This is a genomic window from Mesorhizobium sp. WSM4814 (assembly GCF_055811595.1).
The window spans coordinates 100188-116362 of the sequence record NZ_JBVVQT010000016.1 but is presented as its reverse complement, the minus strand read 5'-3'; the positions used below and the strand labels follow the sequence as shown (position 1 = coordinate 116362).

Annotated in this window: 12 protein-coding genes, 1 pseudogene and 1 riboswitch; of the genes and pseudogenes, 8 read left to right on the top strand and 5 right to left on the bottom strand. The window is 63.4% G+C overall.

Translation table 11 applies throughout. The features are described from left to right. The first annotated feature begins 464 nt into the window (after positions 1-464). From glmM to serA, 5 genes are all read left to right on the top strand, one after another. Positions 465-1817, top strand: a complete 1353-nt coding sequence (gene glmM, locus AC0L2V_RS22425; RefSeq protein ID WP_091593398.1) for a phosphoglucosamine mutase — start codon at positions 465-467, stop codon at positions 1815-1817. Between the two features lie 226 nt (positions 1818-2043). Beyond that, a complete protein-coding gene (locus AC0L2V_RS22420; RefSeq protein WP_473512262.1) occupies positions 2044-2871 on the top strand; it encodes an outer membrane protein in 828 nt (275 codons plus the stop codon). Positions 2872-3061: 190 nt separating this feature from the next. Beyond that, on the top strand, positions 3062-3814 hold the full coding sequence (locus AC0L2V_RS22415) for an outer membrane protein (protein WP_473512261.1): 753 nt from the start codon (positions 3062-3064) through the stop codon (positions 3812-3814). A 187-nt stretch (positions 3815-4001) separates the two neighbouring features. Then, complete coding sequence (locus AC0L2V_RS22410) at positions 4002-5177, top strand: phosphoserine transaminase (protein ID WP_473512260.1); 1176 nt, start codon at positions 4002-4004, stop codon at positions 5175-5177. Positions 5178-5494: 317 nt separating this feature from the next. Then, the gene (gene serA, locus AC0L2V_RS22405) at positions 5495-7093 is read left to right on the top strand and encodes a phosphoglycerate dehydrogenase (RefSeq protein WP_031255292.1); all 1599 of its coding nucleotides are present in this window, start codon (positions 5495-5497) and stop codon (positions 7091-7093) included. A 107-nt stretch (positions 7094-7200) separates the two neighbouring features. On the opposite strand, the gene AC0L2V_RS22400 is transcribed toward serA, so the two are convergent. Beyond that, positions 7201-8091 carry a DMT family transporter gene (locus AC0L2V_RS22400; RefSeq protein WP_473492223.1) on the bottom strand — a complete coding sequence of 297 codons (891 nt, stop codon included), beginning with the start codon at positions 8089-8091 and terminating at the stop codon, positions 7201-7203. 314 nt (positions 8092-8405) lie between these two features. Here AC0L2V_RS22400 and AC0L2V_RS22395 point away from each other — a divergent pair, with 314 nt between their 5' ends. Continuing rightward, positions 8406-9704 carry an adenylosuccinate synthase gene (locus tag AC0L2V_RS22395; RefSeq protein WP_473521203.1) on the top strand — a complete coding sequence of 433 codons (1299 nt, stop codon included), beginning with the start codon at positions 8406-8408 and terminating at the stop codon, positions 9702-9704. A 74-nt stretch (positions 9705-9778) separates the two neighbouring features. Then, a pseudogene (locus AC0L2V_RS22390) lies at positions 9779-11589 on the top strand (hypothetical protein). Positions 11590-11615: 26 nt separating this feature from the next. On the opposite strand, the gene AC0L2V_RS22385 reads toward AC0L2V_RS22390, so the two are convergent. From AC0L2V_RS22385 to AC0L2V_RS22370, 4 genes are all read right to left on the bottom strand, one after another. Continuing rightward, positions 11616-11915 (bottom strand): CcdB family protein, encoded by a 300-nt coding sequence (locus AC0L2V_RS22385; RefSeq protein WP_473521202.1) that lies wholly within the window; start codon positions 11913-11915, stop codon positions 11616-11618. Further along, on the bottom strand, positions 11915-12157 hold the full coding sequence (locus AC0L2V_RS22380) for a type II toxin-antitoxin system CcdA family antitoxin (RefSeq protein ID WP_091593381.1): 243 nt from the start codon (positions 12155-12157) through the stop codon (positions 11915-11917). The genes AC0L2V_RS22385 and AC0L2V_RS22380 overlap by 1 nt, the downstream gene beginning before the upstream one ends. 63 nt (positions 12158-12220) lie before the next feature. Beyond that, positions 12221-14041, bottom strand: coding sequence for an ABC-F family ATP-binding cassette domain-containing protein (locus AC0L2V_RS22375; protein WP_473521201.1), 1821 nt, complete (start codon positions 14039-14041; stop codon positions 12221-12223). Between the two features lies 1 nt (position 14042). Then, positions 14043-14687 (bottom strand): thiamine diphosphokinase, encoded by a 645-nt coding sequence (locus tag AC0L2V_RS22370; RefSeq protein WP_473521200.1) that lies wholly within the window; start codon positions 14685-14687, stop codon positions 14043-14045. 102 nt (positions 14688-14789) lie between these two features. Then, positions 14790-14903: riboswitch (TPP riboswitch) on the top strand. 43 nt (positions 14904-14946) lie between these two features. Between AC0L2V_RS22370 and thiB the strand changes: the two genes are divergently transcribed. After that, positions 14947-15960 (top strand): thiamine ABC transporter substrate binding subunit, encoded by a 1014-nt coding sequence (thiB, locus tag AC0L2V_RS22365; protein WP_473521199.1) that lies wholly within the window; start codon positions 14947-14949, stop codon positions 15958-15960. Positions 15961-16175: the final 215 nt, after the last annotated feature.

The following is a 16175-nucleotide window of genomic DNA, read 5'->3' as shown; positions in this document are numbered from 1 at the left end:
GCACTCAACGAATGGTTGCGCCAGAGGCCAAATGGCGTAGAACCCTTCGGAAAGTGCATTATTTTGGATGAACTCGTTGCCAGCTCCTGCCCCTAGGCAATTTCCTGGGCGCATATGCACGGAAAACTTGTATAGAGCGTACCACTCTCCGGGAACTGCCTCGCATGACGGGCCGAGCGGGTCGGCCAGTGCGGCGGACCTGAATGCCAAGTCCAGAATAACGCGGCGGGTTCCGACTTCGATGCCGCTGATTGGCACATGAAAGAATCCAGATGCGGTCTGAAGGTTCTGAACGCTGCTGGCGCAACCAGGGCAGGCAAAATCAAAGCACTGACGTGGCACAAAACACACAAGACAACAGTTTTCTAAGGAATGGTGCCCTATAATCATGAATTGTGATGATAGGGCTCGGGCCAATGTGTGGCATGACGTGCCGGCAATGAACCATCGGGAAGCTGACTAGCATGGCAGGAAGTTATTTCGGAACGGACGGCATTCGCGGGCGCGCCAATAGATTTCCAATGACGGCGGAGATCGCCATGAGGGTCGGCATGGCCGCCGGCCTTTCGTTCCAGCGCGGCAACCATCGTCACCGCGTCGTGCTCGGCAAGGACACCAGACTTTCCGGCTACATGATCGAGAATGCGATGGTGTCGGGCCTGTGCGCCGCCGGCATGGACGTGTTCCTGCTCGGCCCGATTCCGACGCCCGCGGTCGCCATGCTGGTGCGCTCATTGCGCGCCGACATCGGCGTGATGATCTCGGCCTCGCACAATCCTTACTACGACAACGGCATCAAGCTGTTCGGTCCCGATGGCTACAAGCTTTCCGACGAGATCGAGGAGCGCATCGAGGGCATGCTCGACAAGGATATCGAACTGGCGCTCGCAGACTCGGACGGGCTCGGCCGCGCCAAGCGCGTCGACGGCGTTCATGACCGCTATATCGAATTTGCCAAGCGCACGCTGCCGCGGTCGATGTCGCTGTCGGGCCTCCGCATCGTTGTCGATTGCGCCAACGGCGCCGCCTACAAGGTGGCGCCCGAGGCGCTGTGGGAACTCGGCGCCGAAGTTGTCGCCATCAATGTCGAGCCCAACGGCTTCAACATCAACAAGGAGTGTGGCTCGACCCATCCGGCCGGCCTGCAGAAGAAGGTGCATGAAGTGCGCGCCGATATCGGCATCGCGCTCGACGGCGACGCCGACCGCGTCGTCATCGTCGACGAGAACGGCGCGATCGTCGATGGCGACCAGATCATGGCGCTGATTGCCGAGTCCTGGCATCAGAGCGGACGGCTGGCCGGCGGTGGCGTCGTCTCGACGGTGATGTCCAATCTCGGCCTCGAACGCTTCCTCGGCGACATGAACCTGCAGTTGCACCGCACCAAGGTCGGCGACCGCTATGTCGTCGAGCACATGCGTGCGCACGGCCTGAACGTCGGCGGCGAACAGTCGGGCCACATCGTGCTGTCCGATTTTTCCACCACCGGCGACGGCCTCGTCTCGGCGCTTCAGGTGCTCGCCTGCATCAAGCGGCAGAACCGACCGGTCAGCGAATTGTCGAAGAAGTTCGCGCCGGTGCCGCAATTGCTGAAGAACGTTCATATTTCCGGCGGCAAGCCGCTCGAGGAAGCTTTGGTCAAGGCGGCGATCGAAGATGGACGCCACCGCCTGGGCCAGGCTGGCCGCCTGGTCATCCGGCCGTCCGGCACGGAACCGCTCATCCGCGTCATGGCGGAAGGCGACGATCAGCAACTGGTCGAGGCCGTCGTCAACGACATCGTCGAGGTCATTTCGGAAACCCGCAGCGCCGCCTGATCCCCCAGTTTTTGCCAGGTTGAAAAGCCCGCCCTCCGGCGGGCTTTTTTCGTGTGTCCGCACGCCAAATCATTGGCGGAAAACGCGAGAATCCTAAAAGATTTAGAGATTCATGGTTAAGCGATAGGGTTAAACGGCTTTTAACTTTTCCAATTCATTATCCACGACTGAAGCCAATCAGATTCGGACGCGTTCGCTGTGCCGAGGGTTCTCAGGGGTGACAAGTATGTTCAATACAGCAAGTATGGCCGTCTTTGCCGCGCTGCTCGCGGGCGTGGCCGGACCAGTGTTCGCCGCCGACTTCGTCGAGCCGCCCGTGGTCGAGCCGGCCCCGCCGCCGCCCGTCTACGAGCAGCCGGTCGAATATGGCGGCTGGTACATTCGCGGCGACATCGACTACCACTGGTCGAAGTTCCGCGGCGCCGACTACATCACCTACGGCGACCCACCCGGCACCGGCAGCTTTGACAGCGGCAAGCTGGACGGCGCCTTCTCGGCCGGCGCCGGCGTCGGTTACCAGATCAACCGGCACTTCCGCACCGACCTGACCGCGGACTGGATGAGCAAATCCGATTTCCGCGGCTCGACCAGCGGCTTCTGCGGCATCAATCCCTGCACTTCGACCGACAGGTCGTCTTATACGGCGCTGCTGCTGCTGGCCAATGCCTATGTCGATATCGGCACCTGGCACGGCATCACGCCTTATGTCGGCGCCGGTATCGGCGGCGCCTGGGTCAAGTGGGATAAGCTGCACAACACCATTGACGACGATACGTTTGAGCATAGCGGCGGCAAGGGCTGGCGCTTTGCCTATGCGGCCATGGCGGGCGCCTCCTACTGCCTGACCGAGCGCGTCAAGCTCGATCTCGGTTACCGCTTCAGCCATATCGAGGGCGGCAAGATGTTCGACTTCGCCAGCAATGTCGGTCCTGGCCGTGACAAGGGCATCAATGTGCACGAAGTGCGCGGTGGCCTGCGCTACCAGTTCGGCAACTCGGACTGCGCGCAGCCGGAGCCGATCGCCTACGAACCCGAACCGGTTTACACCAAGTAATCGCTTCGAGAGCAGGTTGCGGACCGCCCGGCAGAAGCCGGGCGGTTTTTTTCGTTGTGGCGGCAACGCGCATCAAAATCAATTCGCTAACGCCTTGTTATCCTTAACCGCCACTTAACCACTATGGTTAACAATGCCCTGAAACGGCGCTCGCGATCGCGAATGGCGCCACCTTCGGGAGCCGGGGATCATGACAGTCAAATCGCGCATAGCACTGGCGCTTGCAGCAATCGCCCTGACGCCGTTGTCGCAGGCGCTTGGCGCCGACTACGATCCGCCGATCTATGTCGACCAGGCGCCGGACTATGTGCCGGTCGAAGTCGGTTCGGGATGGTATCTGCGCGGCGATGTCGCTTATCTGCCGGAAGAGAGCTACAGGAATGTGGACTTCGCTTTCACCCCTCCAGGTTTCAGTTATAAGGAAAGCGAGGATCCGGTTTTTGCCAGTATCGGCTTCGGATATCATCTAAACGACTACCTTCGAGCCGAAGTGAATCTCGGCTATCTGCCCGGCAACAAGATTAACGTCAGATACAACGATGGAACCGTTGCTGCTTCCGCGAATGTGAAAAATTCCGCCATGACAGGTATGGTGAACGGCTATGTCGACCTGGGAACCTATGTCGGCTTCACGCCCTATGTCGGCGCAGGTGTCGGCCTTTTTCGAAGCAAACGCAGCTTTTCGGCGAGCTATGCCGACGCTGACACCCCGGCAGACAACTTCGCCCTGCGTGACAACAAAACCCAGTATTCCTTTGCTTATTCGCTAAATGCCGGTGTTGCGTACCAAGTGTCCAAGAACGTCTTCGTTGACTTGGGCTACCAGTACCTGTCGTCGCCGGATGCCGAATATGCCACCCTGGCTGACTTGGATGACTCTCCAATCCGCAAAGGGATCGACTCACATCAGATCAAGGTCGGGCTGCGCTACGATCTCTGGTAGGCACGGCGAAAGCCTCGGGAATGCCAGCGGCGGACTTCGGTCCGTCGTTCTCTTTTTCGGTGGGACGCGACCAGTATCCCGTCAGCGACAAAAACTTTCCTCTTGACGCCGGAAGCCTGAACGCATATCGCCGTCTGTGGGCCACCCCTCCCCAACGAGGGGCCACTATCTGGAAGGATAGACCACGATGACGATCCATACGAAGCCCGGACTGCGCCCGGCAAATCCCAATTTTTCCTCAGGTCCCTGTGCAAAACGCCCCGGCTGGTCAGTCGAGGCGCTGGCCAATGCCGCGCTCGGACGCTCGCACCGCGCCAAGATCGGCAAGACCAAGCTCGAACAGGCGATCGAGCTGACGCGGGAAATTCTCCAAATTCCGGCGGATTATCGCATCGGCATCGTGCCGGCGTCGGACACCGGCGCGGTCGAGATGGCGCTGTGGTCGCTGCTCGGCGAACGCGGCGTCGACATGGTCGCCTGGGAGAGTTTCGGTTCCGGCTGGGTCACCGATGTGGTCAAGCAGCTGAAGCTCGCCGACGTGCGCAGGATCGAAGCCGGCTACGGTGCGTTGCCGGATCTGACAAAAATCGACTTCGACCGCGACGTGGTCTTCACCTGGAACGGCACGACCTCAGGCGTGCGCGTGCCGAACGGCGATTTCATCCCGGCCGCCCGCAAGGGCCTGACCATCTGCGACGCCACGTCGGCGGCCTTTGCGCAAGAGCTCGATTTTGGCAAGCTCGACGTCGTCACCTTCTCCTGGCAGAAGGTGCTGGGCGGCGAAGGTGCGCATGGCATGCTGATCCTCAGCCCACGCGCCGTCGAGCGGCTGGAAAGCTACAAGCCTGCCTGGCCGCTGCCGAAAATCTTTCGCCTCACCTCGGGCGGCAAGCTCATCGAAGGCATTTTTAAGGGCGAAACCATCAACACGCCGTCGATGCTGTGCGTCGAGGATTATCTCGACGCGCTGCGTTGGGCGAAGTCGATCGGCGGTCTCGACGCATTGATTGCCCGCGCCGACGCCAACGCCGCCATTATCGACGGTTTCGTCGGTAGATCCGCATGGCTCGGCCATCTGGCCACCGACCCGGCGACGCGATCGAACACGTCCGTCTGTCTTTCCTTCACCGACCCGGACGTCGCCGCGCTCGATGCCGACGGACAAGCGGCGTTCGCCAAGGGCATCGTCTCGGCGCTCGACAAGGAAGGCGTCGCCTACGATATCGGCGCCTATCGCGATGCGCCGCCGGGCCTGCGCATCTGGTGCGGCGCGACCGTCGAGACTTCCGACCTCGAAGCGCTGCTGCCGTGGCTCGACTGGGCCTTTGCCGCGCAAAAGGCGTCGCTCAAGGCGGCCGCCTGATCCCTCCCCTTCGAGGGGAGGGTGGCCCGAAGGGCCGGGTGGGGTCGCCTCCACCCAACTCAACGGTCCGCCTTCCAGAAGAAAAGATTTTGGCCGCGTCCGGCCGCAACGACCCACCCCGGCGCTTCGCGCCGACCCACCCCGAAAGGGGGGGGGGGGCCCAACGCCAAGGTATATGACCCAGCCCCGCGGTCTGGGGTCGCCCAAACACGCCCCCCCCGACCTGGGGCGGCGGCCGGCGGCCCCCCCCCCCCCGGGCGGCGCGCCCCGACCCTCCCCTCAAGGGGGAGGGGTGCCAATCGCAAAGGATGAAGCCCATGCCCCGCGTTCTCGTCTCAGACAAACTCTCCACCACCGCCGTGCAGATCTTCAGGGATCGCGGCATCGAGGTCGACTACCTGCCCGATCTCGGCAAGGACAAGGAAAAGCTGCTCGAAGTGATCGGCCAGTATGACGGCCTCGCCATCCGTTCGGCGACCAAAGTCACCGAAAAGCTGATCGACGCCGCCACAAGGCTCAAGGTGGTCGGCCGCGCCGGCATCGGCGTCGACAATGTCGACATCCCGGCGGCGAGCCGCAAGGGCATCATCGTGATGAACACGCCCTTCGGCAATTCGATCACCACCGCCGAGCATGCCGTCGCCATGATCTTCGCGCTGGCCCGCCAGATACCGGAAGCCAATGCCTCGACCCATGCCGGCAAGTGGGAAAAGAACCGCTTCATGGGCACCGAGATCACCGGCAAGACGCTGGGCATCATCGGCTGCGGCAATATCGGCTCGATCGTCGCTACGCGCGGCGTTGGCCTGAAGATGCACGTCATCGCCTTCGATCCGTTCCTGTCGGACAGTCGCGCCGAGGAGCTCGGCGTCGAGAAGGTGGAACTCGACGAGCTGTTCGCCCGCGCCGATTTCATCACCCTGCACACGCCCTTGACCGACAAGACGCGCAACATCATCGACGCTTCGGCGATCGCCAAAATGAAGACCGGCGTGCGCATCATAAACTGCGCCCGTGGCGGGCTGATCGTCGAGGCCGACCTGATCGCGGCGTTGAAAAGCGGCAAGGTGGCAGGCGCCGGCATCGACGTGTTCGAGGTCGAGCCGGCGGAGAAAAGCGAGCTGTTCGGCATGGAGAATGTGGTGGCGACGCCGCATCTCGGCGCATCGACGATGGAGGCGCAGGAGAACGTCGCTCTGCAGGTCGCCGAGCAGATGGCCGACTACCTGATCAAGGGCGCCGTTTCCAACGCCATCAACATGCCGTCGATCACCGCCGAGGAAGCGCCGCGCCTAAAACCCTTCGTCAAGCTGGCCGAAGTGCTCGGCGCCTTTGTCGGCCAGGTCACCGAGGATCCGATCAAGGAGGTCGAGATCCTGTTCGACGGCTCGACCGCGACGATGAACACGCGCGCGCTGATCAGCGCCACACTTGCCGGGCTGATCCGGCCGCAGGTCTCCGACGTCAACATGGTTTCGGCACCGATCATGGTCAAGGAGCGCGGCATCATCGTCGCCGAGGTCAAGCGCGACAAATCGGGCGTGTTCGACGGCTATATCAAGCTGACGGTCAAGACCGAGCACAAGACGCGTGCGATCGCCGGCACCTGCTTTTCGGACGGCAAGCCGCGCTTCATCCAGATCAAGGGCATCAACCTCGACGCCGAGGTCGGTCAGCACATGCTGTACACGACCAATGCCGATGCGCCCGGCATCATCGGCCTGCTCGGCACGGTCTGTGGCGAGAACGGCGTCAACATCGCCAACTTCCAGCTCGGCCGCAACCGGCCTGGCGGCGATGCCATCGCGCTGCTCTATCTCGATGCGCCGTTCCCGGAGAAGGTGCTGGAACAGGTGCGGGCGCACAAGTCGATCGACTCCGCCAAGCGGCTGCATTTCGACGTCGGCGTCGCCTGAATCATGCGCGAGGCGCCCCGCGGGCTTTGTAAGCCCACGGGGCGTTTCGACAATGGCGTCGAAATATCGACAGAGTTCTTTCACGGCCCGTCACAGGTTTCCGGCTGTCAAATCGCCATTTTCCGTCCGCTGTATTCGGCCAGGCTGATGCCGCCGAGCACCAGCACGAGGGCGACGCCCTGATAGAGCTGGAATGTCTCACCGACGATCAGCACCGACAGCAGCGTGCCGAAGATCGGCACCAGGTTGATGAACAGGCCGGCCCGGTTGGCGCCGATCAGTTCGTTGCCCCTGATATAAAAAATCTGCGAGACGACCGAAGCGCCGATCGCAGTGTAGAACGCTATCGCCCAGCCGCGCGCATCGGGGACGATGACCTTGCCGGCAGCCACCTCCCACAGCAAGAAAGGTAGCGAGGTGACGAGTGCGGCAATCGACAGCGCCAGCATCAGGCTTTGCCAGCGTATGGCCGGCTTCAGCCGCAACCCGACCGAGTAGAAGCTGTAGCAAAGCACCGCGATCAGCATGATGGCGTCACCGAAGTTAAGATCCAGCTTGAGGAGCTGGCGCAGATCGCCGTGGCTGGCGGTCAGGGCGACGCCGATGATCGTCAGCGCGACGCCGGCGATCTGCACCCGGTTCACACGCAGGCGAAACAGCACGAAATTGGCGAGGATGATGACGACCGGGATTGCCGCCTGCTCGATCGAGACGTTGATCGCCGTCGTGTAGTTGAGCGCCGTGTAGAAGATCGCGTTGAAAAAGGTGAAGCCGCAAGCGCCGAGCCCGCCAAGCAGCAACCAATGCCTGCGCACCACCGGCCAGTCCTCGCGCAGCGTTCTCCAGCCGATCGGCAGCAAGATCAGAACGGCCAGAACCCAGCGCAGGAAGACCAGCGTCATCGGCGAAATATGGTCGACTGCCAGTTTGCCGGCCACGGAGTTGCCGCCCCACAGCAAGGTGGTGGACAGCAGGAACAGATAGGCGGTTCGATGCATCGCGAAATTCCAGCCGGGGTGGGCAGGGTCATTGCCGACCTATTGTGGTGGTTCGCCCAAGTAAATGATGTCAAAGGCGAAAATTGTTGTGCCTGAGGGCGCTTTCGGCGGCAAAGAATGGTCGCGCTCGCCGGGTGTTGACGTTATAGAACGACGTACGTCCACCTGGACGCGCAAAAGTACGAGTCTCAAGGCTTTGAACGTTCGCGTCGTGCTTTCCGAAAATCGATTCCGATTTTCTGGCCGATGCGATAGAAGCCTGTCGTTTCGAACCATTCAAGCCGCTCGGAGCGGCGCCTCAAGGGAAAAGAAACATGGCCAATGTGGTGGTCGTCGGCTCGCAATGGGGCGACGAGGGCAAAGGCAAGATCGTTGACTGGCTGTCGGAACGCGCCGACGTCGTCGTGCGCTTCCAGGGCGGCCACAATGCCGGCCATACGCTGGTCATCGACGGCAAGGTCTACAAGCTGTCGCTGCTGCCGTCCGGCGTGGTGCGGCAAGGCAAGCTGTCCATCATCGGCAATGGCGTCGTCTTCGATCCGCATGCCTTCGTAGCCGAGGTGACGAAATTGAAGGCGCAAGGCGTCGAGGTGACGCCGGAGCGCCTGAAAATAGCCGAAAACACCGCGCTTATCCTGTCCTTGCACCGGGAGCTGGACGGATTCCGCGAAGACGCCGCCTCCAATTCGGGAACGAAAATCGGCACGACCCGTCGCGGCATCGGCCCCGCTTATGAGGATAAGGTGGGCCGGCGCGCGGTCAGGGTGATGGATTTGGCGGATTTGGAAACGCTGCCCTTGAAGGTCGACAGGCTGCTGACGCATCATAATGCGCTGCGCCGCGGGCTCGGCCACGCCGAAGTCACGCATGAGGCGATCATGAGTGAGCTGATTTCGGTCGCCGACGAGATCCTGCCCTATATGGACCGCGTCTGGAAGATCCTCGACGACAAACGCCGCGCCGGCGAACGCATCCTGTTCGAGGGCGCGCAGGGCACGCTGCTCGACATCGACCACGGCACCTATCCGTTCGTCACCTCGTCCAACACGGTAGCCGGTCAAGCGGCCGCCGGATCCGGCGTCGGCCCGGGTGCCATCGGTTATGTGCTCGGTATCACCAAGGCCTATACGACGCGTGTCGGCGAAGGTCCGTTCCCGACCGAACAGAAGAACGAGATCGGCGAGTTCCTGGGCACGCGCGGCCACGAGTTCGGCGTCGTCACCGGCCGCAAGCGCCGCTGCGGCTGGTTCGATGCCGTGCTGGTTCGCCAAGCCGTCGCCGTAAACGGCATCAAGGGCATCGCCCTGACCAAGCTCGACGTGCTCGACGGGCTGGACGAGATCAAGGTCTGCACCGGCTACCGCCTTGATGGCGAGGCGATCGATTATCTGCCGGCCAGCCAGGGTGCGCAGGCGCGCGTCGAACCGATCTACGAGACGCTGGAGGGCTGGAAAGGCACCAGCGCCGGCGCCAGAAGCTGGAACGATCTGCCGGCCCAGGCAGTCAAATATGTCCGTCACATCGAGGAACTGATCGGCGCGCCGGTCGCACTCCTTTCCACCAGCCCTGAACGGGACGACACAATACTTGTGACCGATCCGTTTCAAGACTAGATTCCAAGCTGTTCCGGGCATCGCGGCCGATTTGCGGGGGCCGGCCCAGAAACGAAATGCAGGTCGACTGAAGCATGGCAGATTTTGTTGGTGCTCTGAAAAAGACGCTCGACGGCCTTGGCAATCCGACGCCGGAGATACGCGCCAGGGTCTACGACAAAGCCCGTTCGACAATCGCGGACAAGCTGGCGAAGAACATACCGCCGCTGGCGCCGTCGGTCGTTGCCCAGCACAAGCGCACCCTGGAAGATGCCATCGCCATCGTCGAGCGGGGCTACGCCAAGCCTGCGCCGGTATCCGATCCGCTGTCGGAGTTGGAGGACATCTTCTCCTCCATTGACCGCAACAAGAACCAACCCAGCCATGTCCGACAGCCGGCCGAGCCGGCATGGCAGCCGGCCAAGACCGAGCCGGAATGGCAGCCGGCACCTGCCGCCAAAACCTCGCTGAATTGGCAAAAACCGCCTCCAGAGGGCACCGATGCGGAGCCTTCGGACGCGGATCTTCCAGCGGCGTACGAGGGCAGCGATAGCTTTAGAGACGATGTCTTCCCCAACGACGAGGAGCCGGCGCCGGACACTTTTCAGCATCCTGCCGAGCGCAGGCGCAGCTATGGCGGGCTGATCGCCGCTGTCGTCGCCTTGCTCGTCATCGCGGGCGGCGGCTACGGCATCTGGCTGAACAAGGACGCGTTCAGCAACATGCTGGGTCTCAACAGCACGACGGTCGCAACCGTAGAACCGCTGGTGAAGCCGAGCCCGGCCGAGCGGCCGGCTGCCGATGCTGCGGCAAGGGCCCCGGCCGCAGCGGCTCCAGCCGATGCCGAGGGCACAAAGTTCACCCAGCGGCTGACACCTGAGGGCGGTGAGGTCGATCCCGGCCCCGCTTCAGGACAAAGTGGCATTGGAGAGGGCGAATCCGTCGCAGCACTGACCACGCCGCCGCCGGCCGCACCTGCGCCTGCAGCGCCTGCCGGCACGCCAGCCACGAATGTGCCCGCACCGGGCGCGGCCCCCGCAACACCGCCTGCCGATGCCGCCACGCCGGCGCCGGCTGCGCCGGCCGCTAGCGCCGCCGCGCCGGGCGGGCCCGCCCCCGGGGGCGCGCCCGGGGCGGGCCCCCGCCCCCCCCCCCCCGCCGCCCGGGGGCGCGGGCCCCCCCCCCCCGGGCCGCCCCCCCGCCGCGCCCCCCCCCCCCCCCCCCCCCCCCCCCCCCCCCCCCCCCCGCGCCGCGCCCCCCCCCCCCCCCCCCCCCCCCCCCCCCCCCGGCGCCGGCCCCGGGTGCCGCGCCGGGTGCTGCACCGACAGCCGCGCCTGCCGAAACCGCACTGGCGGTTGGCCAGAAGGCGATCTTCTACGAGGAGCGCACCAGCACCGCGCAAGGCTCGGCCGAGCCCGGCAGCATCGTCTGGTCGCTGGTGCAGGAATCGCCCGGCGGCAACCTGCCGCCCGAGCCGGCAATCCGCGCCGAGGCGAGCATTCCGGGCAAGGACGTGCAGTTGCGCATGACCATCCGCCGCAACACCGACCAGACGCTGCCGGCCAGCCACATCATCGAGATGATTTTCCTGACGCCCGATGGTTTCGACGGCGGCGGTGTCGACAACATCCTGCGCGTCGCCATGAAGGGCTCTGAACAGGATGCCGGCAGTCCACTGATCGGCATCCCGGCCAAGATCGCCGACGGCTTCTTCCTGGTCGCTCTCAACGACACAAAGCCGGACGAAGACGCCAATCTGACCCTGCTGCGGGGCCAGAAATGGATCGACGTGCCGGTCGTCTACAAGACCGGACGGCGGGCGCTGCTCACCATGGAAAAGGGCATTCCCGGCGAGAAGGTGTTCGACGAGGCGCTGAAGGCCTGGCAAACAAAAGAGGCGGGCTGAGGCCCGCTCACCAGCCTCCCTTCGGCTCAGAAGCCCTGGAACAGCATGTCGAGCGCGGCCACGATGTCGTCGTGATGCTTGGAGATATTCAGTCGACTTTCGCCCAATTCCTTTGCCGGAACCGTGGCGATCAGATGGGTGGCCACAACCAATTTTCGCCCATTGATCTCGACGAGGGGATGGAGCTTTCGCATCGGCGGCGGCGTAATTGTTGTCGGAAGCAGCGGGATCACCACCCGTGTTTTAAAATCGTCGAGCAGGTCGGATTGGACGTCCAGCAAATAGCTGCCTTCGACCCGACCCGCGAAGACATCATAGCGTGCCATCAGAACTGCCGATGTTCTTCCAACGGAATACCGTGCTTTTCGACGTATTCGTTCCACGCTTCTATTGTGGCGCGATTCTCAAGTTTCCATAGTCGGGCTTTTTCGGCAGCCACCGCCTCTGCGATACCGGCTTCGGCGGCGCGCGAGACATTCACATCGAGTCCCTTGGCTTCCTTCATGAGCTTCGAGTCGATCGACAGATTTGCCGGCTGACGAACCGCATTCATAGCTATCTTTCGCATGATAACCTCCGCAGAATGCGCATAATGTATGCGCATTGTCGTGGTGGAGCAACGGCGAAGCGTCTACCCCTCCATCTCCTCGCGCAGCATTTCAAGTTCCAGCCATTCCTCCTCGAGCGCTGCCAGCGTGGCGCGCTCCTTGTCGAGCGCGGCGATGGTCTTCTGGAATGAGGCCGGGTCGCGCTCGTAATAGGCCGGGTCGGCGATATTATCCTCCAGCCGTGATATCGAGGCGGTCACCGCGTCGATCTTCTTGGGCAGCGATTCCAGCGCGAATTTCTGCTTGAACGACAGTTTTTTCGCCGGGCCCTTCGGCGCCGTTGCCTCGGTCCGGGCTGCCGCCGCCACTTCACTCGTCTCGGCCTTCGGCCGTGCCTTGCGGTCGTCCAGCCTGGTGCCGCCGCGCTGCGCCAGCATGTCGGAATAGCCGCCGGCATATTCGATCCAGCGGCCGCCGCCTTCCGGCGCGATCAGGCTGGTCACCGTGCGGTCGAGGAAATCGCGGTCGTGGCTGACCAGGATGACGGTGCCGGCAAAACCGGCGACCAGTTCCTGCAGCAGTTCCAGCGTCTCCATGTCGAGATCGTTTGTCGGCTCGTCCAGCACCAAAAGATTTGCCGGCCGCGCCAGCACACGGGCGAGCAGCAGCCGCGCCCGCTCGCCGCCCGAAAGCTCGCGCACCGGCGTGCGCGCCTGTTCCGGCTTGAACAGGAAGTCCTTCATGTAGGAGACGACGTGGCGCTGCTCGCCGTTGATGACAAGGTTCTCGCCGCGGCCGTCGGTGAGATACTGCGCCAGCGTCTCTTGCGGGTTGACCGCCTCGCGTTTCTGGTCGAGCGTGGCGATCTCCAGATTGGTGCCGAGTCGCACCGTGCCTGAGTCCGGCTTCAATTCGCCGGTCAGCATCTTCAGCAGCGTCGTCTTGCCGACGCCGTTCGGGCCGACCAGGCCAACGCGGTCACCGCGCTGGATGCGGGTCGAGAAACCCCTGACCACGGTGAGGTCGCCAAAGCTCTTCTCGATGTTCCTGGCCTCGATCACCAGCTTGCCCGATTCGGCGGCGTCGCTGGCCACCATGGTCGCCGCACCCTCGGCGCCACGATGGCCGCGAAAGCGCTGGCGCATGGTCTGCAGTTCGCCGAGCCGGCGCATGTTGCGCTTGCGCCTTGCCGTCACGCCATAGCGCAGCCAGTGCTCCTCGCGCACGATCTGGCGGCCAAGCTTGTGCTGCTCGCGCTCTTCTTCTTCCAGAACGGTGTCGCGCCATTCCTCGAAATGGCCAAAGCCCTTGTCCAGCCTGCGGGTCTGGCCCCGATCGAGCCAGACGGTGGCGCGCGACACGCGCTCGAGGAAGCGGCGGTCGTGCGAGATGACGATCAGCGCCGAAGAGGTGCGGGCAAGCTCCTCCTCCAGCCATTCGATGACCGACAGGTCGAGATGGTTGGTCGGCTCATCGAGGAGGAGAATGTCGGGCTCCGGCGCCATGACGCGGGCCAGGGCAGCACGGCGGGCTTCGCCGCCGGAGAGATCGTTCGGCCGTTCCTCGCCGGACAGGCCGAGATGCTCCATCAGATAGGTGGCGCGGTAGGGATCGTCGGCGGGTCCGAGCCCCGCCTCGACATAGGCGCGGACGCTGGCGAAATCATCCATGTCGGGCATTTGCGGCAGGTAGCGCACTGTTGCCGAAGGCTGGCGGAACACCTCGCCATCCTGCGGCTCGATCAATCCCGCAGCGATCTTCAGCAACGTCGACTTGCCCGAGCCGTTGCGGCCGACCAGAGCGATCTTGTCGCCCGCCGACGCCGTCAGTTCCGTCCCGTCGAGCAGCGGCGTGCCACCGAAGGTCAGTTTTATCCCGTCGAGATTGAGAAGCGGCGGCGCCATGTCAGCTTTCAGGTAGGGGGAATGGATGGGCGAGCAACAGCGCGCGGCCGCTGCCCAGCGCGACTTCGAGCCGGCCCTTGACCTCGTTGGAAATGGTCAGCGACGAGCCGAACGCCACCTCGACATGGTTCAACGGCCATTTGGCGCCGGTCACGGTCAGACCGGCAAGGTCGGAGAAGCCGAGAATCGAAAACAGCGTGCCGTCGGCGTAGTCGAAGCCGGCCTTTCCGGGAAGCAAGGGCACGCCTTCCTGTGCGCCACTGGTCAAAAGCACCTCTGTCCCTGCCTCGGCCAGCCGGACGCCGAGCGCCAGGTGCAGGAAGGCGTGGTCGGTGCGCTTGCCGCCGAACGCGCCGGCGAGCACGAGGCTGGTCGCGCCGCGTTCGAGCGCGGCGGCGATAGCCAGTTCGCCGTCGGTCTTGTCCTTTTCTGCCGGAAACACCTGGCGCGGCACGGCGGCGAGCCCGTCCGGCAAATCCGCCGGCACCGAATCGAAGTCGCCGACCCAGAGTTCCGGCGTCAGGCGCAGAGTCCGGGCATGGCTGATGCCGGCGTCGGCGGCGATGACACGCGTGCCTTCGACCTGGCGGTCGAGCAGCGGCGTGCGGATAAGGTCGCCGCCAAGCAGGATGGTGAATTTGCTCATATGCGTGGCCCTTACCAGCCCTGCTTGCGAAACGGAAGGCCGCGGTCTGGATGCCCGGCAAACTTCCGCTTGCGCCGCAGATGGGCCGGGCCTATGTGTCGAAGCGCTCTAACGGGGTGCTGGACGCGATCTTCGCGGACCGGCTGAGAGGCAACCTGCCAACCCGCTGAACCTGATCCGGTTTGTACCGGCGGAGGGATTAGACGTTTCGGACAACCCGACGCCTCAATTCCCTTCAACGCCAACGAAGGAGGCGCCGATGCGCACGTTTTTATACACACTTGTTTCGGCAGTGCTGCTCGCGGCGACCGTTCTCGCCGGCACCGGGCCGGCATCCGCGCAGGAAAAACTCACCGTCTATACCTATGAGAGCTTCACCGCCGAATGGGGTCCAGGCCCGGCGGTCAAGAAGGCGTTCGAGGCCGAATGCGGCTGTATTCTCGAATTCGTCGCGGTCGCCGACGGCGTCGCCCTGCTCAACCGCGTCAGGCTGGAAGGGGCCGCGACCAAGGCCGACATCGTGCTCGGCCTCGACACCAATCTGACGGCGGAAGCCAAGGCCACCGGCCTGTTTTCGCCGCATGGTGCCGTCATCGACGTCAAGGTGCCGGGCGGCTGGAGCGACGATATTTTCGTGCCGTTCGACTATGGTTATTTCGCCGTCGTCTACGACACCGAAAAGCTGAAGACGCCGCCGAAGAGCCTGAAGGAATTGGTCGAGGGCAATGCCGATGAAAAGATCGTCATTCAGGATCCGCGCACCTCGACGCCCGGTCTCGGCCTACTGTTGTGGGTGAAGTCGGTTTATGGCGACAAGGCGCCCGAAGCCTGGGCCAAGCTTAAGGCAAAGGTGCTCACCGTGACGCCGGGCTGGAGCGAGGCCTACGGCCTGTTCACCAAGGGTGAGGCGCCGATGGTGCTGTCCTATACCACGTCGCCGGCCTATCATATGGTCGCCGAAAACACCCAACGCTATCAGGCAGCGCCCTTCGACGAGGGCGCGTATCTGCAGATCGAGGTTGCCGGCATCACCAAATCAGGTGCGAAGAACCCGTTTGCGAAACAGTTCCTGACTTTCATGACCGGGCCGAAATTCCAGGATGTCATTCCCGAGACCAACTGGATGTTCCCTGCCGGCAAGACCGAGAAGCCGCTCAATCCGGCTTTCGAGAAGCTCGTCAAGCCGACCAAGACGTTGCTTTTCAGCCCCGAAGAGGTCGCCGCCAACCGCAAGGCCTGGGTCGACGAATGGCTGTCGGTGATGAGCAAGTAGGACTTAGATTTCTGCATGGTGTTCGCTCCACGCCACCCCCCTCTGGCCTGCCGGCCATCTCCCCCTCCAGGGGGGAGATCGGATGTCACTTCCGCTTTCGCCAATCGCAACAGTCGAAGGATTGAGGCGAGGGTGAAGCTTCCAATCTCCCCCCTTGTGGGGGAGATTGCCGGCAGGCCAGAAGGGGGTGGGAGGGAACTCGACCTCAGCCACAT

What these genes read in the sequence shown, in the direction of transcription:
- glmM (WP_091593398.1), top strand. Translation starts at nt 465, where the DNA reads ATGGCAGGAAGTTATTTCGGAACGGACGGCATTCGCGGGCGCGCCAAT.
- AC0L2V_RS22420 (WP_473512262.1), top strand. Translation starts at nt 2,044, where the DNA reads ATGTTCAATACAGCAAGTATGGCCGTCTTTGCCGCGCTGCTCGCGGGC.
- AC0L2V_RS22415 (WP_473512261.1), top strand. Translation starts at nt 3,062, where the DNA reads ATGACAGTCAAATCGCGCATAGCACTGGCGCTTGCAGCAATCGCCCTG.
- AC0L2V_RS22410 (WP_473512260.1), top strand. Translation starts at nt 4,002, where the DNA reads ATGACGATCCATACGAAGCCCGGACTGCGCCCGGCAAATCCCAATTTT.
- serA (WP_031255292.1), top strand. Translation starts at nt 5,495, where the DNA reads ATGCCCCGCGTTCTCGTCTCAGACAAACTCTCCACCACCGCCGTGCAG.
- AC0L2V_RS22400 (WP_473492223.1), bottom strand. Translation starts at nt 8,091, where the DNA reads ATGCATCGAACCGCCTATCTGTTCCTGCTGTCCACCACCTTGCTGTGG.
- AC0L2V_RS22395 (WP_473521203.1), top strand. Translation starts at nt 8,406, where the DNA reads ATGGCCAATGTGGTGGTCGTCGGCTCGCAATGGGGCGACGAGGGCAAA.
- AC0L2V_RS22385 (WP_473521202.1), bottom strand. Translation starts at nt 11,915, where the DNA reads ATGGCACGCTATGATGTCTTCGCGGGTCGGGTCGAAGGCAGCTATTTG.
- AC0L2V_RS22380 (WP_091593381.1), bottom strand. Translation starts at nt 12,157, where the DNA reads ATGCGAAAGATAGCTATGAATGCGGTTCGTCAGCCGGCAAATCTGTCG.
- AC0L2V_RS22375 (WP_473521201.1), bottom strand. Translation starts at nt 14,041, where the DNA reads ATGGCGCCGCCGCTTCTCAATCTCGACGGGATAAAACTGACCTTCGGT.
- AC0L2V_RS22370 (WP_473521200.1), bottom strand. Translation starts at nt 14,687, where the DNA reads ATGAGCAAATTCACCATCCTGCTTGGCGGCGACCTTATCCGCACGCCG.
- thiB (WP_473521199.1), top strand. Translation starts at nt 14,947, where the DNA reads ATGCGCACGTTTTTATACACACTTGTTTCGGCAGTGCTGCTCGCGGCG.